The organism is Bradyrhizobium sp. 132 (assembly GCF_023074185.1).
In the GTDB taxonomy this organism is placed as follows: Bacteria; Pseudomonadota; Alphaproteobacteria; order Rhizobiales; family Xanthobacteraceae; genus Bradyrhizobium.
On sequence record NZ_JADPKY010000030.1, the window covers coordinates 27,476 to 47,171 of the forward strand.

At 63.8% G+C, this 19,696-nt stretch carries 24 protein-coding genes and 1 tRNA gene; 17 read left to right on the plus strand and 8 right to left on the minus strand.

The window, feature by feature from the left end; genetic code table 11:
* The first annotated feature begins 868 nt into the window (after nt 1-868).
* From IVA74_RS04320 to IVA74_RS04330, 3 genes are all read left to right on the plus strand, one after another.
* Entirely contained in the window at nt 869-2,137 is a 1,269-nt protein-coding gene (locus IVA74_RS04320) for a hypothetical protein (protein WP_247340200.1), read from the plus strand.
* Between the two features lie 127 nt (nt 2,138-2,264).
* The gene (locus IVA74_RS04325; protein ID WP_247340201.1) at nt 2,265-2,456 is read left to right on the plus strand and encodes a hypothetical protein; all 192 of its coding nucleotides are present in this window, start codon (nt 2,265-2,267) and stop codon (nt 2,454-2,456) included.
* A 16-nt stretch (nt 2,457-2,472) separates the two neighbouring features.
* Nucleotides 2,473-2,724 carry a hypothetical protein gene (locus IVA74_RS04330; RefSeq protein ID WP_247340202.1) on the plus strand — a complete coding sequence of 84 codons (252 nt, stop codon included), beginning with the start codon at nt 2,473-2,475 and terminating at the stop codon, nt 2,722-2,724.
* A gap of 265 nt (nt 2,725-2,989) precedes the next feature.
* Here the strand turns inward: IVA74_RS04330 and IVA74_RS04335 are convergent, their stop codons facing one another.
* Both IVA74_RS04335 and IVA74_RS04340 read right to left on the minus strand, forming a co-directional pair.
* A complete protein-coding gene (locus tag IVA74_RS04335) occupies nt 2,990-3,508 on the minus strand; it encodes a DUF1488 domain-containing protein (RefSeq protein ID WP_247340203.1) in 519 nt (172 codons plus the stop codon).
* A gap of 190 nt (nt 3,509-3,698) precedes the next feature.
* Nucleotides 3,699-3,775 (minus strand) — tRNA-Pro (locus tag IVA74_RS04340).
* 68 nt (nt 3,776-3,843) lie between these two features.
* Between IVA74_RS04340 and IVA74_RS04345 the strand changes: the two genes are divergently transcribed.
* The 6 genes from IVA74_RS04345 (at nt 3,844) to IVA74_RS04370 (ending at nt 9,559) form a co-directional block, all read left to right on the plus strand.
* Nucleotides 3,844-4,833 (plus strand): L-threonylcarbamoyladenylate synthase, encoded by a 990-nt coding sequence (locus tag IVA74_RS04345; protein WP_247340205.1) that lies wholly within the window; start codon nt 3,844-3,846, stop codon nt 4,831-4,833.
* A gap of 23 nt (nt 4,834-4,856) precedes the next feature.
* On the plus strand, nt 4,857-6,284 hold the full coding sequence (locus IVA74_RS04350; RefSeq protein WP_247340207.1) for an FAD-binding oxidoreductase: 1,428 nt from the start codon (nt 4,857-4,859) through the stop codon (nt 6,282-6,284).
* The gene (locus tag IVA74_RS04355) at nt 6,281-6,724 is read left to right on the plus strand and encodes a GNAT family acetyltransferase (RefSeq protein ID WP_247340209.1); all 444 of its coding nucleotides are present in this window, start codon (nt 6,281-6,283) and stop codon (nt 6,722-6,724) included. Before IVA74_RS04350 ends, IVA74_RS04355 begins: the two co-directional genes overlap by 4 nt.
* Before the next feature lie 21 nt (nt 6,725-6,745).
* A complete protein-coding gene (locus IVA74_RS04360) occupies nt 6,746-7,327 on the plus strand; it encodes a GDP-mannose pyrophosphatase (protein ID WP_247340212.1) in 582 nt (193 codons plus the stop codon).
* A gap of 72 nt (nt 7,328-7,399) precedes the next feature.
* Nucleotides 7,400-8,329: a glycine reductase gene (locus tag IVA74_RS04365; protein WP_247340213.1), complete on the plus strand. Its 930-nt coding sequence runs from the start codon at nt 7,400-7,402 to the stop codon at nt 8,327-8,329.
* Between the two features lie 36 nt (nt 8,330-8,365).
* Nucleotides 8,366-9,559, plus strand: a complete 1,194-nt coding sequence (locus IVA74_RS04370; protein ID WP_247340214.1) for a CoA transferase — start codon at nt 8,366-8,368, stop codon at nt 9,557-9,559.
* 12 nt (nt 9,560-9,571) lie between these two features.
* Here IVA74_RS04370 and IVA74_RS04375 read toward each other — a convergent pair whose 3' ends face one another.
* The gene (locus IVA74_RS04375; RefSeq protein ID WP_247340215.1) at nt 9,572-10,327 is read right to left on the minus strand and encodes an SOS response-associated peptidase; all 756 of its coding nucleotides are present in this window, start codon (nt 10,325-10,327) and stop codon (nt 9,572-9,574) included.
* A gap of 63 nt (nt 10,328-10,390) precedes the next feature.
* On the opposite strand from IVA74_RS04375, the gene IVA74_RS04380 reads away from it, so the two are divergent.
* The 4 genes from IVA74_RS04380 (at nt 10,391) to IVA74_RS04395 (ending at nt 12,318) form a co-directional block, all read left to right on the plus strand.
* A complete protein-coding gene (locus IVA74_RS04380) occupies nt 10,391-10,891 on the plus strand; it encodes a hypothetical protein (RefSeq protein WP_247340216.1) in 501 nt (166 codons plus the stop codon).
* An 18-nt stretch (nt 10,892-10,909) separates the two neighbouring features.
* Nucleotides 10,910-11,344: an NUDIX hydrolase gene (locus IVA74_RS04385; RefSeq protein ID WP_247340220.1), complete on the plus strand. Its 435-nt coding sequence runs from the start codon at nt 10,910-10,912 to the stop codon at nt 11,342-11,344.
* Between the two features lie 44 nt (nt 11,345-11,388).
* Nucleotides 11,389-11,766: a TIGR02301 family protein gene (locus tag IVA74_RS04390; RefSeq protein ID WP_247340221.1), complete on the plus strand. Its 378-nt coding sequence runs from the start codon at nt 11,389-11,391 to the stop codon at nt 11,764-11,766.
* A gap of 285 nt (nt 11,767-12,051) precedes the next feature.
* Complete coding sequence (locus IVA74_RS04395; RefSeq protein WP_007594892.1) at nt 12,052-12,318, plus strand: hypothetical protein; 267 nt, start codon at nt 12,052-12,054, stop codon at nt 12,316-12,318.
* Nucleotides 12,319-12,530: 212 nt separating this feature from the next.
* Here the strand turns inward: IVA74_RS04395 and IVA74_RS04400 are convergent, their stop codons facing one another.
* The 5 genes from IVA74_RS04400 to IVA74_RS04420 form a co-directional block, all read right to left on the minus strand.
* A complete protein-coding gene (locus IVA74_RS04400; protein ID WP_247340225.1) occupies nt 12,531-12,848 on the minus strand; it encodes a cupredoxin domain-containing protein in 318 nt (105 codons plus the stop codon).
* Between the two features lie 12 nt (nt 12,849-12,860).
* Nucleotides 12,861-13,394, minus strand: a complete 534-nt coding sequence (locus IVA74_RS04405; RefSeq protein WP_247340226.1) for a DUF4142 domain-containing protein — start codon at nt 13,392-13,394, stop codon at nt 12,861-12,863.
* A gap of 91 nt (nt 13,395-13,485) precedes the next feature.
* Nucleotides 13,486-14,190, minus strand: coding sequence for an RNA polymerase sigma factor (locus IVA74_RS04410; protein ID WP_247340227.1), 705 nt, complete (start codon nt 14,188-14,190; stop codon nt 13,486-13,488).
* A gap of 116 nt (nt 14,191-14,306) precedes the next feature.
* Nucleotides 14,307-15,176 carry a sulfurtransferase gene (locus IVA74_RS04415; protein ID WP_247340228.1) on the minus strand — a complete coding sequence of 290 codons (870 nt, stop codon included), beginning with the start codon at nt 15,174-15,176 and terminating at the stop codon, nt 14,307-14,309.
* Between the two features lie 140 nt (nt 15,177-15,316).
* Complete coding sequence (locus IVA74_RS04420) at nt 15,317-16,651, minus strand: dihydroorotase (RefSeq protein ID WP_247340235.1); 1,335 nt, start codon at nt 16,649-16,651, stop codon at nt 15,317-15,319.
* A 101-nt stretch (nt 16,652-16,752) separates the two neighbouring features.
* Between IVA74_RS04420 and IVA74_RS04425 the strand changes: the two genes are divergently transcribed.
* From IVA74_RS04425 to IVA74_RS04440, 4 genes are all read left to right on the plus strand, one after another.
* Nucleotides 16,753-17,634, plus strand: coding sequence for a folate-binding protein (locus IVA74_RS04425; RefSeq protein WP_247340237.1), 882 nt, complete (start codon nt 16,753-16,755; stop codon nt 17,632-17,634).
* The gene (locus tag IVA74_RS04430; RefSeq protein ID WP_247340249.1) at nt 17,631-18,257 is read left to right on the plus strand and encodes a DNA-3-methyladenine glycosylase I; all 627 of its coding nucleotides are present in this window, start codon (nt 17,631-17,633) and stop codon (nt 18,255-18,257) included. The genes IVA74_RS04425 and IVA74_RS04430 overlap by 4 nt, the downstream gene beginning before the upstream one ends.
* The gene (locus tag IVA74_RS04435; protein ID WP_247340251.1) at nt 18,254-18,868 is read left to right on the plus strand and encodes an HD family hydrolase; all 615 of its coding nucleotides are present in this window, start codon (nt 18,254-18,256) and stop codon (nt 18,866-18,868) included. The genes IVA74_RS04430 and IVA74_RS04435 overlap by 4 nt, the downstream gene beginning before the upstream one ends.
* Nucleotides 18,869-19,016: 148 nt before the next feature.
* Nucleotides 19,017-19,523, plus strand: a complete 507-nt coding sequence (locus tag IVA74_RS04440) for a protein tyrosine phosphatase (RefSeq protein WP_247340253.1) — start codon at nt 19,017-19,019, stop codon at nt 19,521-19,523.
* The last annotated feature ends 173 nt before the right edge of the window (nt 19,524-19,696 follow it).

The window sequence follows — 19,696 nt, forward strand, 5'->3', positions numbered from 1 at the left end:
GGGACCCTGCACGGTTACTACTGGTACCATTACCATGCCTGGAATGATCGACGCGCACCGTCACGAGCGCGTTCACGACTTGGCTAACCTGCGGGAATTCAAGAATTAGAGCGATACGAACGGACGATGATTGCCTACAGACGAGCCGTCCAGTATCGGAACAGTTTTCCCCCCAGAAGCGACGACTTCATCAAAGCGCGATGAACACGCACGACCTCCAGTGAAAAATAGAATAAACGAAGCTGGGTTGCTTCCTCCCGCTCATAGCGGCGTGATTGCTGGCTCGTGTCCTAACGCGCACGTGAATGCTGCGTTGATGAATGGAAAACCAGGCCCGATTAAGTCGATCGTTGCCAACGCGGAGCGTACCGACCAACGACGACGGGTTCAGCGGTCCTCCTACAGGGGACGAATACTCGTCCCTTTTCTACGTTTTCCAAGCCAAATGCCGCCCGTGGCAGAAATGTCCTTCACAAGGCTCACGGTTTCTCGTTTTGATGCCCGCGCGGAACGGCCGAAATGACGTTCGAAACAGTCGCCAGGTCCCAAAGATGTGCCTGACCGGCTAGCTGAGTAGAGTTCCCTCACCTCACCATAAGGTGGCAATGAGTACCGCGTCATCTGGAACGCGCATTCGAAAGCGTAGGGTCGACAAGCTTGCCCGGGCGAGAGCACGTCCTGATCCCTCGCAGTGGAGCGAGGACGAAGTGATGACCCTCGTCGAAGCTGTTGCCGTGTTCTTTCCGCAAGGTCCATTGACGCTATCCTCCCTGCGAACGGCGGCAGCCTCTGGGACTCTTGAAATCGCCAAAGTCGCAGGTAAGGATCTGACCACGCCTCGTGCCATCCGCAAATTGGTCAAACCGTCATGCCGGGCCGCAAAGCCAAGCCGCCACGACTCTGGTTCCGAGAAGACGCAGGACGCTGGGTCATCCTCGATCGATCAGAGAGAAAGCGACGGCAGATCCGCACAGGTTGCAGCCGCGACGATGTTGATGGCGCTGCGAAAGCGCTCGAAACCTATATCGGCAGACGGCACACAACCACAATCGGCGCAACTGACCCCGGCGTCCTCGACATAGCCGACGTCCTTACAGCCTACGAGATATCCAAACGGCCCAAGGACAAGAATGACGAGCGAGCCTGGGCGCAGCACGATCTGCTGCTCATCCGGCTTCTCGATCTTAATTGCTTCTTTGGTGACAAGACGGTGAGCAAACTCAAGGTTCAACTGTGCCGCGACTTCGTGGACTGGTCCACCGGCACGCCGAACGAAAACAACAGGCAGATCGGGCTTAAGCCACGTCAAGGTAAAGTTTCCGATCAAACCGCCAGGCGCCGGCTTGAGGATTTGCGGGCTGCCGTCAACGCGTACCATGCGGAGCACACGCTGAGCGTCGTTCCGAAGATTACCCTGCCTCCCAAGGCGGAAGGCCGCCACCGCTGGCTGACGCGCAACGAAGCCGCGCGCCTGCTCGGTGCCGCAATCGGCTACGTGTGGGATAACGAGCGAAACGCCTGGAAACGAAAGGAAGATGGCAAGCTATTTCGTCGCGAACGGTGGATCATCCGGCGACGTTATCCGGCCGCCCGCTTTTGCCTGATTGGCGTTTACAGCGCGCGGCGCGAGGAAACGATCCGGCGCACGCAATGGCTCCCCACCACCACGCATCCCTGGATGAACTTGGATGCCATGGTCTATCAGGGCAAAGGCGCACTGGAGCGGTCAACCAAGAAGCGGCGCCCAGCAGCAAAGATTGCCAGTCGTCTGCGCCCTCACCTGGTCCGCTGGCACAAGATCGACCAAACGCGGTCAGGCGAGTTGCGCGCGGCCGGCATTCTGCAGAGCGGCGAGCAAATCCGCTTCGTCGTCAACCGCATGAACGATGGGCAGCCGCTTGCCGGCAAAATCCGTTCGGCTTGGGAAGGTATTCTGCAGGACGCCGGGCTTGGCGAAGATGTCGTCCGGCATTCGCTGCGCCACACTGCGGCGACGTGGTTGATGCAGGCCGGCGTTGATATGTGGGAGGCCGCCGGCTGGCTGGGGATGACCGTGGAACAGCTGGAGGCCAACTGCGGCCATCATCACCCGGACTTTCAGGAAGAGGCGGCAGAGGCGTTTAGGGGACGGCGTTAACCAACAGCGAACTATCCTCGTCGGGAGCCCAAGACTCTTTTCCACCGATATTTCCTCACATTGCATTTCCGGTCATTGACCGGCTGCGAATCGGAGCCAACCTCTACTGGGATTGGAGAAGACAGTTATGGCTATTGAGATTTTAGGAGTGCAGATGGGCGCGCAGCACCGGTCGGCAAAGCCGGACGAATGGAACGTCACTTACTCCATCGATGGCCGCCATCGCTTGGTTCATCGAGTTAGCGACCCCTCGGTTCGATCATCGATGGATGCCGTGAAGATGGCGAGACGCGAACTCGGCCTCGAGGATGCCACGTAACGTACAGGAGTTCGAAGTGCCGAATATTCAGGTTCCTGGCGAGCGTCGTCGCCAGATCATTGAGGAGCATCGGTTATGGCAGCGATCGCTTCCGCGCATCCCCGGCCAGTTCGGTGGCACCATATTAAGCTTAGTTGAAGGTCCGCCGGTCATTGTAACAGGTCGGATCGAAGCTTATTCAGACTTCAGCCCAGTACGATTTATTTCCGTCGACGAGCCATTCTTAAAATTCCTCGATGAGAAAGGGATCTCCTACGAGAAAAATTGACATGCTACCATATCCTGTTTTCCTGGGATGAAGCGTTTAGAGACGCCGCTAATTTTTTCGAATGTCGCGTGCAGTAGTTTCTGCGAAATCGAGTAAATCACCCCAAAGGCAGAAACATCTGCTGTTAGCTTATCAAGGTGATCGGCGGTTACCGTCACCGGCAAACGGCGTGTCCTGCCCTTGGGCTGAAGCAGGCTCGCGAATTGACCACGTGAGAACAAATTGGCCCACGGCCACATAGAATCGCTTTTTGAGAGCGCTGGCTCTAGGTGCCGTCGTTCGGCATCACGATCACGTCGTCCGGCTCAAGGAAAATGCCGATACGATCGTCATATTCGCCGAGTTCGAACTTGGTGCTGGCCGCTCGATAAAAGCTGTCGCTGCATTTTTCAAAAATGGGCAGCGCCTCATTCGGCCGTTCCGCGCCGAGATCGCCGAAGATTCCGCGGCTCGCGCGGCAGCGGATACGCTTCCCGTCCGGGCGATTAAGCCAGAAGTAAAGGCCGTCAAGCTCGACATCCGGCCTCGTGTTGGCGATCGGCGACAGTACGATCTTGCCGGTATGCGGGAGAAGCCCCGTGAGGCGCTCGTGCATCCGCTGTACTTCGACCCCCTTGTTGAAAAGCCGGCGACCTAGGTCATTCCAGATGCCAACCGGAATAGGCGACGTTCCGGCCACAAAGCGCCGAAGGGTGCGCTCGTTGACGCCGAGTTCGCTCGCAAGGGACGACTGCCATTGTCCCCCGAACATCAAGATCGCGATTTTGATGAATAGCTGCGCCATAGCCTCTGGGCCTCCTTGCCCATTTCTGGCGGGGCAAAATCCCCATCCATTCGACAGCGGAACTGTTCCCACTGCACTTATCGCCATGTAAGGCGGCAAATGACGAGCGTCAAGAACATGGGAAACCCGCCAATTCGTTGCGCATTTCGTTGCGCATCGTTAGAGGCGAAATTATAAGCTATTGAAAAGATGGTCGGAGTGGCAGGATTCGAACCTGCGACCCCTGCGTCCCGAACGCAGTGCTCTACCGGGCTGAGCCACACTCCGACAAGAGGCCGGCTTATAGCGTTGGGTGTGGCGCACCGCAAGCGGCCGAGCCGAGGAATCTTATCCCTGTGAAAACGGGTCTTGAAACGCTGATTTTACCGGCCGGCGAGGCCGGCGCGGAAGCTGCCGCCCGGATACTGGCCCGCGGCGGGCTGGTCGCGTTCCCGACCGAGACGGTCTACGGGCTCGGAGCAGATGCCGGAAATGCCGCCGCGATCGCCCATCTTTACGCCGCCAAGGGGCGGCCGGCCTTCAATCCGCTGATCGCGCATGTCGCCGACCTCGCGGCCGCGCGGAGGATCGGGCGACTCGACGCCTGCGCCTCGAGCCTTGCGGAGGCGTTCTGGCCGGGGCCGCTGACGCTGGTGGTGCCGAAGACGGACAACTGCCCGGTCGCCGATCTCGCCACCGCGGGTCTCGACACGGTCGCGATCCGGATTCCGGCCCATCCGGTGGCGCAGGCGATCCTGCGCGCCTTTGGCGGGGCGGTGGTGGCGCCGTCCGCCAACCTCTCCGGCCACGTCTCGCCGACGCTGGCCGCCCATGTCGAAAGCGACCTTGCGGGGCGGATCGACCTGATCGTGGACGGCGGGCCTGTTACGGTCGGCGTCGAATCGACCATTGTCGGCTGCCTCAATGCGCCGATGCTGCTGCGGCCCGGCGGGCTGTCGCGCGAACGAATTGAAGCCGTGCTCGGCGCGCGCTTGGCGCGGCCGCCTGTGGAGGCCGACAGCGACGACAGCCAGCCGCTGGCGCCGGGCATGATGGCCTCGCATTACGCACCGCGCGCCAATGTGCGGCTCAATGCGCAGGACGTTGCGCCCGGAGAAGCGCTGCTGGCGTTCGGCCCCGCGCGCCTGCCGGGCGTTGACGCCGCCGCCGCCGTCATGAATTTGTCGCCCACCGGTGATCTCGATGAAGCCGCCGCCAATCTGTTCGGCTATCTTCGCGCCCTCGATGCCAGGAGGCCGCGCGCAATCGCCGTGATGGCGATTCCCGAAGACGATTTGGGCGAAGCGATCAACGACCGGCTGCGCCGGGCCGCGGTCGCCCGATAAGAAGCTTGAGAAGAGACACGACCATGAACGTCAATCAATCCGCCACCCCTCCGCTTGCGCCCGAGTTGATCGAACAATTCCGCAAGATCGTCGGCGATCGCCATGCCATCACCGATGCGGCCGACATCGAGGCGTACGTCACCGAGGAGCGCAATTTGTTTCACGGCCGCTCGCCGCTGGTGCTGCGCCCGGGCTCGACCGCGGAGGTCTCCGCGATCTGCAAGCTGGCTTCCGAGCACAGAATTGCGCTGGTGCCGCAGGGCGGCAATACCGGCCTCGTCGGCGGACAGACGCCACACAATGGCGAGGTGGTGGTGTCGCTGCGGCGGCTGGACAAGATCCGCGAGGTCGACGTCGCCTCCAACACCATGACTTGCGAGGCCGGCGTGGTGCTGCAGATCGCGCAGCAGAAGGCCGCTGAAATGGACCGGCTGTTTCCGCTCTCGCTCGGCGCGGAAGGGAGCTGCACCATCGGCGGCAATCTCTCGACCAATGCCGGCGGTACGGCCGCGCTCGCCTATGGCGTCGCGCGCGAGATGGCGCTGGGGCTCGAGGTGGTGCTGGCGGACGGGCGCGTTCTGGGCGTGCTGTCGAAGCTGAAGAAGGACAACACCGGCTACAATCTGCACAACCTCTTCATCGGCGCCGAAGGCACGCTCGGCATCATCACGGCCGCGACGCTGAAACTGTTTCCAAAGCCGCGGTCGATCGAGACCGCCTTCGTCGGGCTGAAGTCGCCTGACGCGGCGCTGAAACTCCTGACGATCGCGCAAAGCGAGGCCGCCAATGCGCTGACGAGCTTTGAACTGCTCTCGGAGCTGGCGGTCGATTTCTCGATCCGCCATGGCATCGACGTGCGTGACCCGCTCGCGCAGAAACATCCCTGGTACGTGCTGATGGAATTGTCCTCTCCGGGCGACGACGCCCGCACGCCGCTGGAGACGATCCTCGGCCGCGCCATGGAGGACGAGATCGTCGACGACGCCGTGATCGCGGCCAATCTCACCCAGCGCGCCGGCTTCTGGAAGCTGCGCGACGAGATGTCGTCGGCGCAGAAGCCGGAGGGCGGCTCGATCAAGCACGACATTTCCGTGCCGGTGGCCACTGTTCCCGCCTTCATCACGGAGGCCAATGCCGCCGTAGTGAAGCTGATTCCCGGCGCGCGGCCGGTGCCGTTCGGCCATCTCGGCGACGGCAATCTGCACTACAATGTCAGCCAGCCGATCGGCGCCAACACCGCGGATTACCTGGCACGCTGGCACGAGATGAACGCAGTGGTGTTCGCGATCGTGTTGCGCATGGGCGGCTCGATCTCGGCCGAGCACGGCATCGGCGTGCTCAAGCGCGACGAGCTGCCTGACGTGAAGGACAAGACCGCGTTCGAGCTGATGCGGTCCATCAAGGCAATGCTCGATCCGCTTGGAATCATGAACCCGGGAAAAGTGCTGTGAGTGCTCTCGAGATCGATGCGATCAATGACGCCGATGTCGAGCCTGTCGTCGCGCTGTGGCAGCGCTGCGGCCTGACGCGGCCGTGGAATGATCCGCACTCGGACATCGCGCTGGCGCGACGGCGCGACAATTCCACCATCCTGATCGGTCGCGACGGCGGCGCGATCGTCGCGACCGTCATGGTCGGCCATGACGGCCATCGCGGCTGGGTCTATTACGTCGCGGTCGACCCCGATGGCCGCAAGCGCGGCCATGGCCGGGTGATCATGGCCGCCGCCGAGGACTGGCTGCGCCAGGCCGGCATTGCAAAGCTCCAGCTCCTGGTCCGGCGCGAGAACGCGCAGGCCAATGCGTTCTATCAGTCGCTGGGTTTTGAGGAATCGACCTCGGTGATGTTCCAGAAGTGGCTCGACGGCCGCGACACGACTCCAAGCAACTGAGCAAGCAACTGAGATCGAGCCATGACCATTTCCGACCGCGTCCGCATCAAGGACGTCCGCGTGCTCTCGGACAACTGGACCACCCTCAAGAACACCACGTTGGAGTACCGGCGCGCCAATGGCGAATGGCAGACGCAGCACCGGGAAACCTACGAGCGCGACAACGCCGCCGCCGTGCTGCCGTATAATCTCGCACGGCGCACGGTGATCCTGGTGAAGCAATTCCGCCTGCCGGCCTTCATCCGCGGCTACGACGATTTGCTGATCGAGGCGGCCGCCGGCGTGCTGGACGATGCCTCGCCCGAGGTGCGCATCCGCGCCGAGGCCGAGGAGGAAACCGGCTATCGCCTGCACCACGTCGAGAAAGTGTTCGAGGCGTTCATGAGTCCCGGCGCCATCACCGAGAAGCTGCATTTCTTCGTCGCCGAATACGAGCCGGAGATGCGGGTCAGCGACGGCGGCGGCCTCGAACATGAAGGCGAGGACATCGAGGTGCTGGAGCTCGGCATCGACGAGGCGCTGGCGATGATCGCGGACGGGCGCATCATCGACGCCAAGGCGATCATGCTGTTGCAATACGCGGCGCTGCATCTGTTTCGGTAGGTTGCTTACCCTTGAGCTCACCTCCAACTATCAATAGTCTGTTGCCAACAAGAACCACAGGAGACGCGCCCCATGACCGCTTCGCGCGACGACGAATTCGGCTTTGCGCCCGACTATGATGCCCCCGTCCCCTATATGCAGCGCACGCGGGACTATTACACCGCGATCGGCTACACCACGGCGTATCGCTGGGCCCACTACACCGAGGCGCCGTTCCAGCCGCTGAAGAAGCCGCTGGCGCAATCGCGCGTGACCATCATCACCACGGCCGCGCCGTACGATCCCACCAAGGGCGACCAGGGGCCGGGCGCGGCGTATAACGGCAGCGCAAAGTTCTACCAGGTCTATGACGGCGACACCGCGAAGCCGCACGACCTGCGCATCTCCCATATCGGCTACGACCGCAAGCACACCTCGGCCACCGACAACGGCACCTGGTTTCCGCTGCCGCAGCTTTTGAAGGCGAGCGCCGCCGGGCGCATCGGCGAGGTGGCCCCGCGCTTCTTCGGCGCGCCGACCAACCGCAGTCATCGCGTCACCCTCGACACCGACGCGCCGGAAATTCTGGCGCGGGCCGTTGCCGACAAGGTCGATGTCGCCGTGCTGGTGCCGAACTGCCCGGTCTGCCATCAGACCACCGCGCTGGTGGCGCGGCATCTCGAGGCGAACGGCATTCCGACCGTGATCATGGGCTGCGCCAAGGACATCATCGAACACGCCGCCGTGCCGCGCTTTTTGTTCTCGGATTTCCCGCTCGGCAATTCCGCCGGCAAGCCGCACGACATCGCCTCGCAGGCGCAGACGCTCGAGCTGGCGCTGAAACTGCTGGAGACCGCGAGCGGCCCGCAGACCACGATGCAGTCGCCGCTGCGCTGGAGCGAGGACGCCTCCTGGAAGCTCGACTACAACAACGTCGCGCAGCTCACACCTGAAGAGCTGGCGCGCCGCCGTGCCGAATTCGACAAGCAGAAGGAGCTCGCGCGCGGCAACCGCGCCGCCTGACGTCCTCCGACAACCAAAACAAAAAGGGAGAGCGACGTGACGCGACCGTTCGAAGGCGTGAAGATCCTGGACTTCACGCAAGTGCTGGCCGGCCCTTATGCGAGCTACCAGCTCGCGCTGCTGGGCGCCGACGTCATCAAGGTCGAGCGGCGCGAGGGCGAGGACATGCGCCGCACGCCGCTGTCGCGCGAATGGGCCGACCGCGGCCTCGCGCCGGCGTTCCAGGCCATCAACGGCAACAAGCGCAGCCTGACCCTCGATCTGCAAAAGCCCGATGCGATCGCGATCGTGAAGAAGCTCGCGGCAAATGTCGACGTCGTCATGGAAAATTTCCGGCCGGGCGTGATGGACAAGCTCGGCATCGGTTATGAGGCGCTGTCCGCGATCAATCCAAAGCTGATCTACTGCGCGGTATCAGGCTTCGGCCAGACCGGCCCGGATCGGCTGCGCCCCGGTTATGACGGCAAGATGCAGGCGCTGTCGGGCATCATGGCGATCACGGGCCATCCGGAGACCGGCCCGACGCGCGCGGGCTTTGCGGTGTGCGACGTGCTCTCGGGCGCGACCGCTGCGTTCGGCGTGTCGAGCGCGCTGTACCAGCGCGACCGCACCGGCAAGGGCCAGCTCATCGACGTCTCCATGCTGGAAGCGACGATGGCGTTTCTGTCGGGGCAGATCGCGGACTGGTCGGTCGCGGGCCATCGCCAGACACTGTCGGGCAATCAGGCGGTGAGCCGCCGGACCACGGCGAATTTGTTTCGATGTGGTGACGGCCACATCCTGCTCGCCGTCAACAACGAGAAACAATATCGCGCGCTGATGTCTGCGCTCGGCCGCGAGGACACGCTGACCGACCCGCGCTTCGCCGACTGGTTTGCGCGCAACGACAACGAGCCGGCGTTGCGCGCCATCATCGAGGAAGCGCTCGCGGCCAGGCCTGCGCGCGAATGGGAGACGATTTTGGAAGATGCCGGCGCGCCCTGCGCCAGCATCTGGAAGGTCGAGGAGGTGATCGACCATCCGCAGATCAAGGCGCGCGGTGCGATCCAGGAGCTGGATACGCCCTACGGGCGCCTGCGCTTCGCCGGCAGCGGGTTCAAGCTCGCCCATGGCGGCGGCAAGCTCGACCGGATGGCGCCGGAGCTCGGCGCGGATACGAATGCGGTGCTGGGCGAGCTAGGTTTTGATGCGGCGGCGATTGCGGAGTTGAAGGCGCGGGAGATTGTTTGAGGGCGCCGCCGCCTAAAACAACGACCCCTGCCCGCCATCCTCCGATCCAACCGCCTTCCGCACGACCTTCTTCGGCTTCACCGCTTCCGCCTCGATCTCCTCCGCGCTGATCGGCAGCAACAGCTGCTCGTCATCATTTGCGACGCGGTTGACTCGAGTAGTGACCGGGTGCCAGGCGAATTCGCCGATGCGCGGGGCGGTCATCAGCGGCAACACGGTGTCGACGTCATCGCTGCGGCTGTCCAGCCAGCGCTCGAAATCGCGCGGGCCGATGGTGACGGGCACGCGGTCATGCAACGTGGCGAGATCCTCGCTCGCCGCCGCCGTGACGATCGCGGCCGTGTCGAGCTCTTCGCCGTTCGGCCCGACCCAGGTCTCGAACAATGCGGCAAAGCCGAGCGGCTCGCCGTCGGCGCGGTGGATGAAGAAGGGCTGCTTGCGGCCGTCGATCGACTTCCATTCGTAATAGCCGTCGGCCGGAATCAGGCCGCGCCGCCGGCGGATCGCGCGCTTGAACGCGGGCTTCTCCAGCACCGTCTCGGAGCGGGCGTTGATCAGCAGCGTAAATCCTTTGGGATCCTTGAGCCAGCCCGGCAACAGGCCCCAGCGCATCAGGCGGAAATGCCGCGCGCCGTTCTCGGCCAGCACGACCGGAATCGGTTGTGTCGGGGCCACGTTGAACCGGGGCGGGAAATTCGGCTGCTCGATATAGCCGAACAGTTGCCGCAAAGCCGCCGGGGCTGAAGTTATGACGAAGCGTCCACACATCCTTGAGCGCCTATATAGGGTCCGTTCAGGTCCTTTTAACCCCGAACGTCAACACTGCGGCAGATGAGCTCAACGGTCCCCCAGCCGGCGCGAATGCATGGACAGACGGGGCCCGAGGCCGCGGCCTGGGCCGAGCGGCTGCGCGTCGCCAACATCAACCCGCGGACCGGGCTTGCCACCGACTATCTCAACCATTTCAATGAAGCCGTGATGCTGCTGGAAATGGTCCCGGACATGCCGGAATGCGCGGAAGATTTCTTGACCTGGTCGCCGCTGTCCTACGCCGAGCATTTCACCGCCTCGAATTTCAAGGCCCGGGATCTGGCGATCGAGGCCTATGACAAGGCCGACCCGAACGTGCGCGCCCAGTTCGACCATCTCACCGACACCATGACCTCGATTCTGTCAGCGGTCGGCTCGGCCATGCGCGAGGTCGAGAAGGACACGACCCGCGTCCGCCTCGCCGAGCAAGCCGCAGTCTGGGTCAGGCCGCTGATCGCGGCCTGCGGCGGCATCATCAATGGCGGTGCGGAAGCCGACGTCGACACCATTATGGCGAACTGAGCCCGAGCAGGTGAAGTCATGGCCGCGGTCGTCCAGCCCACCCATCCCCAGCTCGCGGTCAGTGCCGCGATTTTTCGCGACGGCAAGGTGCTCCTGACCCGCCGCGCGCGCTCGCCCGCAAAGGGGTTCTATTCGCTGCCCGGCGGCCGGGTCGAGTTCGGCGAATCGCTGCACCAGGCGCTGGCGCGCGAGGTCGACGAGGAGACGGCGCTCGATATCGACATCATTGGCCTGGCCGGCTGGCGCGAAGTGCTGCCAGCCACGGCCGGCGCCGGCCACTATTTGATCATGTCCTTTGCCGCCCGCTGGGTGGCGCGGGAGCCTGTTCTCAACGACGAGCTCGACGATTACCGCTGGGTCGCCCCAGAGGCCCTGGCGAGCCTCGGCGACCTCAAGCTGACCGGAGGGCTGGAAGAGGTCATCCAGTCGGCCCACCGGCTGATCGGCCCCTGACCCCGCCTTGCGTCTACCGCCCCGAGGGGGCATACACCCCGCCGATGTCCACGCGATTTCTGGCCATTTTTGCCCTGCTTCTCACCTGTGCCTCCGCGCCCGCCCGGGCCCAGGACGGGGCAGCGCCGTTTGACGGCGATTTGCAGCGGCTGGCGGAGATCCTCGGCGGGCTGCACTATCTGCGCGGCATCTGCGGGTCCAACGAGGGCAACAAATGGCGCAGCGAGATGCAGGCGCTGATCGATGCCGAAACCCCCGCGGGCGAGCGCCGCACCCGCATGATCGCCGGCTTCAACCGCGGCTATAACGGTTTTCAGCAGACCTACCGCAGCTGCACGCCGGCCGCGACGGTGGCGATCCGCCGCTACATCGAGGAAGGCTCGAAGATCTCGCGCGATCTCACGGCACGCTACGCGAACTGATTTACTGCCAACCGCATCCAGACCGTGAACTCCTCATCCTGAGGAGCGCGGAACGCGCGTCTCGAAGGATGAAAGGCCCTGCTGCTGCAGCAGGGCCTCTATGGTTCGAGACGCGTGCTTCGCACGCTCCTCACCATGAGGGTTGGGCATCGGGGAACTCTGTCATCGTCTTTGTACACAGCCGTTAACCGTTCCTAAAGATGTGGCCTAGCGGGCGTTAACGCGCGTGCTACACCTCTCGCACAGCGCATCGCCGTGGACGCGCCTCCAGCCCTGTCGAGTTTCATGAGCCATCCAGTGTCCTACGCCCCCGCCCGCGCGCCGCTGCCCGATCACGAGCAGAAACAGGCCGCACTGAGCTATCTCAACGAGGCCTGGGCCGAAGCGCGCCATGATGGCGTCGACGGCGACTGCCTGGCGCAGGCGAGCCTGTTCGCGGCCCTGGCCGAACTCGTCGGCACCTATGGCGAGGACGCGGTGGCGAAATTCGTCGAGGGCTTTCCCGGCCGGATCCGCAACGGCGAATTCTCGGTCGACATCTCCAGACAGTAAGCCTTTCTCCAGGCAGTAAGCCTTGCCGAAAATGACCCCGCCGCACGGGCGGGGCCAGTCTACGGATGAATGACTTTACGACGAAGTCTCGGCGAAGACGTCGCGAAGCCTGCCGTGTTTATCGCACGGAAGCGGCCTCCACCGGCCAAGCATTAGTCTCGTCAGGGCCGGGAGTTGTTCCCGCAGCCATCGGGAATGCGCGCCCCAGCCCGTCACGGCTCGATCTTGAGCGTCGCTTTCATGTTGGGATGATAGCGGCAGTAATAATCGACCGTGCCCGCCTTCTTCAAAACGAACGTCCCCGATTTTTTCGCCGGCAGGTTCACGTCGAAATCGCCGTTCCCAGCGGTCGCGGTGTGGGCGAAGACGTCCTTGTTGATCCATTCCACGGTGTCGCCGACCTTCGCCGAAGCGTCTTTCGGCGACATTTCGAGATTCTCCATCGTGATTTCTATGGTCGCGGCGTGCGCCGGGACGGCCATCGCCACGAGCACGACCGCTGTCGCGATCGCAGACAATCGTCCCGGCATCGTCACCTCTCCCTATTTCAGTTCAGCCGCGACGTGCTCGGCGTGCTGCTGATGCGCCTGGAAGATTTTCAGGCCGGTCTGCAGCAAGCTCTTCAACTCGGCATTGTTGGCGGACGGAATGAGCTGCGTCTCCAGCGCGCCGTTGACCGCCTTGTGGTAGGCGACCTCGTTCGCGACATAAGCCTTGTCGAAGGCCGCGCCGTCCAGCTTGCCGAGCTCGGCCAGCTTATCGCTCGCCTGCTTCGACAGCGCCTTGCTGGTGTCGTTGTCTTCAGGCGTAACGTTCAGCTTCTTGACCAGCGCCAGCGCCTGCTTGTTGACGGCCTCGTGGTCGCGCAGCATGTCCTCTGCAAATGCCTTCACATCCTTGTTCTTGGCCTTCTTCTGCGCCTGCTTGGCCGCGTTGATGTCGATCACGCCCGCGGTGTAGGCGATGTGGGCGATCTGCGGATCGGTCGGCTTGTCGGCTGCTCTGGCGCCTTGCAGCAGCGCGGGGCTCGACAACAAAATTGCTGCGGCGATCGCCGCACTCCAACGAACGAACATGGTTTGACACTCCTGTGCTGCCGGACGGATTGCCGGCGCTTTGCTTCACAGGCGTTGGATGGAGTTTTCGCGCGAACGTTCCCGAAAAACTTCAGCCGCCGATGCCGAGCCGCTTCAGCACTGACACGGTCAGCCGCTCGCAGCGCCACCCGGCGAACGGGAACGCATCCATCACCAACGGACCGATCTCCTTCTCGACGTTCTCGCGCAGCATGGTGCGGGCACGGTGCAGCCGCGTCTTCACGGTCTCGGGCTTGACGCCGAGCAGCTCGGCGGTCTCCTCGATGTTCATGCCTTCCATGACGCGTGCGACGAAGACCATGCGGAAGACATCCGGCAACTCGTCGATGGCGCGCTCGACGACGCGCTGGATTTCACGTTGGGCCATGGTCCTTTCCGGATCGCCTGCGGGAGAAAAGGGAAATTTTATGATCTGCGCCTCGAGCATCGCTTCGGGCACCGAGCCGAGCTCGACATGCGGCTTGGCGCTTCGCGCCCGGCCAAGCGCCTCGTTGATGGCAATGCGCGACAGCCAGGTCGACAGTCCGGACTCGCCGCGGAACCCATCGAGATGGGTGAAGGCGCGGACGTAGGTTTCCTGAACCACATCCTCGGCTTCGCTGTCGCTGCGCAAAATCCCGCGCGCCAGCCGATAGAGCCTGCGGTTGTTGGCCTGCATGATCTCACGGAGCGCGGCCTCGTCCCGGCCCCGCGCCCGGTCGACCAGTTCGGCTTCCAATGCCCGGATTTCTGATGTCTTGGCGCCGGCGGACAGGCCGGCTGCGGTCCGTTGCATGGCGGTCACCTGCTCGTTTCGCTTCGTTCCGGACATTGGATGCCGGCCCAAGGGAAAGGTTCCCAACTTTCTGATCCTCTCCTCGGGGTTCCCTTGGGGAAGGGTTAAGGGATATCCTAGTCCGTCTCGATCGGCAGCGCCGGATCCCTTGCCCACTCGCCCATCGAGGCGTCGTAGAGCGTCAGCTTGTCGTAGCCGAGCTGCGTCAGCAGCAGCAGGTCGATCGTCGCCGAGATGCCGCCGCCGCAATAAAGGATCACATTCTTGTCGCGGGTGACGCCTGCCGCGGCGAATTTGGCCTCGGCATCGGCAAGCGTCGTCAGCGTCTTGTCGGCATTGGTGAGCGTTGCCGCTGATACGTTGACGCTGCCGGGAACGCGACCCGGCCGGCCGTAGCGGCTCGGCTCGAGGCCGCGATGAAATTGCGGACCGAGCGCGTTGACGATAACAGTCGCGGGATCGCCAAGCCGCGCCTTCACGGCGGTCTTGTCGACGAACAAGCCTTCGCGCGGTGTGGCCTTGAAGGTCGTGGGCGGATATCCCTTTGGGGCGCCCATCTCGAGCGGCCGCCCCTCGGCTTTCCATTTGTCGAGGCCGCCGTCGAGCACCTGCGCATCGACGCCGAGTGAGCGCAGCATCCACCAGAACCGCGTGGACCACATCATGGTGCCGATGCTGTAGAGCACGATGGTCTTGCTAGCATCGAGGCCGTGGCGGCCAAAGGCGGCCTCCAGCTGGGCTACGCCAGGCATCATGAAGAACTGTTGCGCGGAGGTGTCGGAGAACTCGCCTTGCAGGTCGAGAAAATCGGCGCCCGGGATGTGGCCGGCCTCGAACGTCTTGTCGCCGGGCACCGCGCGATAAGGCAGGTCGCTGCCCGGCGGCACCGGCTCGTTGTAGGTCGTGCAGTCGTAGAGGCGGAGATTGGGGTCGCCGAGCTGGGCTGCGAGTTGCTCGGCGGTGATGAGGGGTGTCGGTTGGGTCATTGACTACTCTCCCTATCGAGGGAGTGTAGCTCTCCCCCCTCGTCATTGCGAGCGCAGCGAAGCAATCCCGTCTGCCTCCGCAGAAAGACTCTGGATTGCTTCGCTGCGCTCGCAATGACGAATGTGTGGCAACACCGCGGCTACGCCTTCAACGTCTCCAGAAACCGCACCGGCTCGCCCTGCGACGCCGTCACGAGGTCGCCCTGCCACATCACGCGGCGGCCGCGGATGAAGGTGCCGACGGGCCAGCCTGTAACGCGGACGCCGTCATAGGGGGTCCAGCCTGCTTTGGAGGCGACCCATTTGTTGGTGATGGTCTCGCTGCGCTTGAGATCGACGATTGTGAAGTCGGCGTCGTAGCCGGCGGCGATGCGGCCCTTGCAGGCCATGTTGTAGAGGCGCGCGGGGCCGGCGCTGGTGAGATCGACAAACCTTGCCAGCGACAAGCGGCCGGCATTGACATGATCGAGCATGAGCGGCACCAGCGTCTGCACGCCGGTCATGCCGGAGGGCGAGGCAGGATAGGTCTTCTGCTTCTCTTCCAGCGTATGCGGGGCGTGGTCGGAGCCGAGCACGTCGATGATGCCCTGCTCGATGCCGCGCCAGATCCCGGCGCGGTGATCGGCGCCGCGCACCGGCGGATTCATCTGCGCCAGCGTGCCGAGCCGCTCGTAGCATTCGGGCGCAACCAGCGTGAGATGATGCGGCGTCGCCTCGCAGGAGGCGACGTCCTTGTGGTCGCGCAAAAACTCGATCTCTTCCTTGGTCGAGATGTGCAGCACATGGATGCGCTTGCCCGTCTCGTGCGCGAGCTTGACCAGGCGCTGCGTCGCCATCAGCGCCGCGGTCTCGTCGCGCCACACCGGATGCGAGCGCGGATCACCCTCGATGCGCAGCGATTTGCGGTCGTTGAGGCGGTACTCGTCCTCGGCGTGGAACGCGGCGCGGCGGCGGATCACCTGAAAAATGCGGCGCAGGCTTTCGTCGTCCTCCACCAGCAGCGCGCCGGTCGAGGAGCCGATAAAGACTTTGACGCCGGCGCAACCCGGCGCACGCTCCAGCACCGGCAAGTCCTGCACGTTTTCGCGGGTGCCGCCGATGAAGAAAGCGAAATCGCAATGCATGCGATGATGGGCGCGCTTCACCTTGTCGGTGAAGGTGGCCTCCGTCACGGTCAATGGCGAGGTGTTCGGCATCTCGAACACGGCGGTGACGCCGCCCATCACGGCGCTGCGGGAGCCGGTCTCGAGGTCTTCCTTCTGCTCCAGCCCGGGCTCGCGGAAATGCACCTGCGTGTCCATGACGCCGGGCAGGATGTGCAGGCCCTTGCAGTCGATCATTTCGGCGGCGGAAGCCTGCGACAGCGCGCCGATCTCGGCGATGCGGCCATTGACGACGCCGATGTCGCGGGCTCCCTCGCCGTCCTGGTTGACGACAGTGCCGCCCTTGAGGATCAGGTCGAAACGCTGGGTCATGGCTGGAGGCCTCTCTCGTCCCCAAGCGCAGGGCTTGAGGTCTTGTCGTTTTTGCCTTGCGGGCTTACGTTCCGGAGCAACATGTCGCAAGAGATTTTCGTATGAAATCAGCGTTTCTTCCCGACCGGGGCGTGGTGAAGGTCGCGGGCGAGGACGCGCGCAACTTCCTCAATGGCCTCGTCACGACCGATGTCGACAAGCTCAAGCCGGGCCTGGGGCGATTCGGCGCGTTGCTGACGCCGCAGGGCAAGATCACCGTCGATTTCCTGATCACGGAGGCGCCTGCCGGCCATGGCGGCGGGTTCCTGATCGATTGCCCGAAGCCGCTTGCCGACAGCCTCGCCACCAAACTGAAATTCTACAAGCTGCGCGCCAAGGTCACGGTGGAAAACCTGTCCGACGATCTCGGCGTGCTCGCGGCCTGGGACGGCAAGCCCGCGGCCCAGCCCGACCTCGCCTTCGCCGATCCGCGCAATGGCGAACTCGGTTACCGCATCCTGATCCCTGAAGATCTCAAACAGAAGCTCTCCGATCTGATCGGCGCCGAGCTGGTCGACGCCGCCGCATACGAGGCCCACCGCATCGCGCTCGGCGTGCCGCGCGGCGGGCTCGATTTCATGTACAGCGATGCGTTCCCGCACGAGACCAACATGGACCGCCTTTCCGGCGTCGATTTCGACAAGGGCTGCTATGTCGGCCAGGAGGTCGTCTCGCGCATGCAGCATCGCGGCACCGCGCGCACCCGCAGCGTCAAGGTGCTGCTCGAGGATCTCTCGCCTGAGCTCGGCGTCAGCGTTCTCGCCGGCGACAAGCCGGTCGGCACGATGGGCTCGTCGGCGCAGGGCAAGGGTATCGCGCTAGTGCGCATCGACCGTGTCGCCGATGCGCTCGATGCGGGACAGGCGCTGACTGCCGGTGGCCTCGCTGTGAGGCTAGCGGACCCTGACGTTGTCCGCATTTCAGCCAAGCAGCCCATCGCATGAGCCGTGCCCCTCGCCTGCATCCCGACGGAATCACGCGCTGCCCCTGGCCCGGCGAAGATCCGGTCTACGTCGCCTATCACGACACCGAATGGGGCGTGCCGGAGTATGACGACCGTGCGCTCTATGAAAAGCTGATCCTCGACGGTTTCCAGGCGGGCCTGTCCTGGATCACGATTTTGCGCAAGCGCGACAATTTCCGCAAAGCCTTCGACGATTTCCAGCCGGAGAAGATCGCGCGCTACAACGAGAAGAAAGTCCACGCGCTGATGAACGATGCCGGCATCGTGCGCAACAAGGCCAAGATCGACGGCGCGATAGCAAGCGCGAAATCCTATCTCGATATCATGGAGAAGGGCCCCGGCTTCTCGAAACTGCTGTGGGACTTCATGGACGGTAGCCCCAAGGTCAATCATTTCAAGACCACCGCGAGCGTGCCGGCCTCGACGCCGCTCTCCATGCAGATCTCCAAGGAGCTGTCCTCGCGTGGGTTCAAGTTCGTCGGCCCGACCATCGTCTATGCCTTCATGGAGGCAACCGGCCTGGTCAACGATCATCTCGTCGACTGCCATTGTCACGCGAGCTGCGGCAAGACGCAGCGCAAGCCTCGCCTCAAATCCAAATGACGGCCAAGAAGTCGTCACGCGATGTGGCGTCCCGCGCCTGGCAGCGCATGCTGTCGGGCCGGCGGCTCGATTTGCTCGATCCCTCCCCGCTCGACGTCGAGATCGGCGACATCGCGCATGGGCTGGCGCGTGTCGCCCGCTGGAACGGCCAGACCATTGGCGCGCACATCTTCTCGGTCGCGCAGCACACGCTGCTGGTGGAGACCGTGATGCGGCACGAGATGCCGCGCGTTGACCAGCGCATGCGGCTTGCCGCGCTGCTGCATGACGCGCCCGAATACGTCATCGGCGACATGATCTCGCCGTTCAAGGCCGTGCTCGATGGCCATTACAAGGCGGTCGAAAAACGCCTGCTCGGCGCCATCCACATCCGGTTCGGGCTACCGCCGGTGCTGGCTGACGAGATCACGCTGGCGATCAAGGCCGCCGATCGCGGCGCGGCCTATCTGGAAGCCACCGAGCTCGCCGGCTTCAGCGAAAGCGAGGCCAGGCGCCTGTTCGGCCGCGATCCGGGCCTGTCCGACAGCGTCCGGCGCGACTATCTCACGCCCTGGACGGCGGCTCGGGCGGAGAAGCAGTTCCTGGAGCGGTTTGGCGCGGTGTTTGCGTGATCGTTGTCGTGAGTTAGAGTCCTCTGGGTGGGCAAAGGCGCCCTTGCGCCGTCCCCACCAATTTTTCCCAAATGCGACGAAAGTGGTGGGCACGCTTCGCTTTGCCCACCCTACGAACGCCCGCTATAATCTGCGGAAAAGGTCCGCCATGATTCACGTCTGTTCCCTCGCCGCCCTTCCCCAAACCGTCCGCCTCACCAAGGCCAGCCACGTGCTGACCGTAATGGCCAATGTCGAACAGGTCGCGCGGCCGGTGTCGGTGCTGCCGGCCAACCATCTCAAGGTGTCGATGGACGACATCACCGAGGAGATCGACGGTTTTGTCGCGCCGTCCGAGAACCATATCGAGCAGGTGCTGAACTTCGTGCGCGGCTGGGACCGCGGCGCAGCGCTGGTGGTGCATTGCTATGCCGGAATCAGCCGCTCCACCGCGAGCGCCTTTGCCGCCGTCTGCGCGCTCAATCCGGATCGCGACGAGACCGAGATCGCGAAGAAGATCCGCGCGGCTTCCCCGATCGCCTCGCCGAACCGGCGCATCGTCGGCCTCGCCGACCGTGCGCTGGGGCGCAACGGCCGCATGCTGCGCGCACTCGACGAGATGGGCCCGGGCGCGATGATGGTCGAGGGCCGCCCCTTCGCGATCGAGCTCGAATGAGAAGAGAGTCGAATAGCAGCCCCAACGGGACTGCGCTCCCTCTTCCGCTTGCGGGAGAGGGATGGGGAGAGGGTATCTCCGCATCGGGACAGTCCCCCAGAGGAGAAAGCCCTCACCCGGCGTTGCGCGCCGACCTCTCCCGCAAGCGGGAGAGGTTGCAGCGAGCCCGCGGC

What these genes read in the sequence shown, in the direction of transcription:
- IVA74_RS04320 (WP_247340200.1), top strand. Translation starts at nt 869, where the DNA reads ATGCCGGGCCGCAAAGCCAAGCCGCCACGACTCTGGTTCCGAGAAGAC.
- IVA74_RS04325 (WP_247340201.1), top strand. Translation starts at nt 2,265, where the DNA reads ATGGCTATTGAGATTTTAGGAGTGCAGATGGGCGCGCAGCACCGGTCG.
- IVA74_RS04335 (WP_247340203.1), bottom strand. Translation starts at nt 3,508, where the DNA reads ATGGCGCAGCTATTCATCAAAATCGCGATCTTGATGTTCGGGGGACAA.
- IVA74_RS04350 (WP_247340207.1), top strand. Translation starts at nt 4,857, where the DNA reads ATGAACGTCAATCAATCCGCCACCCCTCCGCTTGCGCCCGAGTTGATC.
- IVA74_RS04360 (WP_247340212.1), top strand. Translation starts at nt 6,746, where the DNA reads ATGACCATTTCCGACCGCGTCCGCATCAAGGACGTCCGCGTGCTCTCG.
- IVA74_RS04365 (WP_247340213.1), top strand. Translation starts at nt 7,400, where the DNA reads ATGACCGCTTCGCGCGACGACGAATTCGGCTTTGCGCCCGACTATGAT.
- IVA74_RS04375 (WP_247340215.1), bottom strand. Translation starts at nt 10,327, where the DNA reads ATGTGTGGACGCTTCGTCATAACTTCAGCCCCGGCGGCTTTGCGGCAA.
- IVA74_RS04380 (WP_247340216.1), top strand. Translation starts at nt 10,391, where the DNA reads ATGAGCTCAACGGTCCCCCAGCCGGCGCGAATGCATGGACAGACGGGG.
- IVA74_RS04385 (WP_247340220.1), top strand. Translation starts at nt 10,910, where the DNA reads ATGGCCGCGGTCGTCCAGCCCACCCATCCCCAGCTCGCGGTCAGTGCC.
- IVA74_RS04390 (WP_247340221.1), top strand. Translation starts at nt 11,389, where the DNA reads ATGTCCACGCGATTTCTGGCCATTTTTGCCCTGCTTCTCACCTGTGCC.
- IVA74_RS04395 (WP_007594892.1), top strand. Translation starts at nt 12,052, where the DNA reads ATGAGCCATCCAGTGTCCTACGCCCCCGCCCGCGCGCCGCTGCCCGAT.
- IVA74_RS04400 (WP_247340225.1), bottom strand. Translation starts at nt 12,848, where the DNA reads ATGCCGGGACGATTGTCTGCGATCGCGACAGCGGTCGTGCTCGTGGCG.
- IVA74_RS04405 (WP_247340226.1), bottom strand. Translation starts at nt 13,394, where the DNA reads ATGTTCGTTCGTTGGAGTGCGGCGATCGCCGCAGCAATTTTGTTGTCG.
- IVA74_RS04410 (WP_247340227.1), bottom strand. Translation starts at nt 14,190, where the DNA reads ATGCAACGGACCGCAGCCGGCCTGTCCGCCGGCGCCAAGACATCAGAA.
- IVA74_RS04415 (WP_247340228.1), bottom strand. Translation starts at nt 15,176, where the DNA reads ATGACCCAACCGACACCCCTCATCACCGCCGAGCAACTCGCAGCCCAG.
- IVA74_RS04420 (WP_247340235.1), bottom strand. Translation starts at nt 16,651, where the DNA reads ATGACCCAGCGTTTCGACCTGATCCTCAAGGGCGGCACTGTCGTCAAC.
- IVA74_RS04425 (WP_247340237.1), top strand. Translation starts at nt 16,753, where the DNA reads ATGAAATCAGCGTTTCTTCCCGACCGGGGCGTGGTGAAGGTCGCGGGC.
- IVA74_RS04430 (WP_247340249.1), top strand. Translation starts at nt 17,631, where the DNA reads ATGAGCCGTGCCCCTCGCCTGCATCCCGACGGAATCACGCGCTGCCCC.
- IVA74_RS04435 (WP_247340251.1), top strand. Translation starts at nt 18,254, where the DNA reads ATGACGGCCAAGAAGTCGTCACGCGATGTGGCGTCCCGCGCCTGGCAG.
- IVA74_RS04440 (WP_247340253.1), top strand. Translation starts at nt 19,017, where the DNA reads ATGATTCACGTCTGTTCCCTCGCCGCCCTTCCCCAAACCGTCCGCCTC.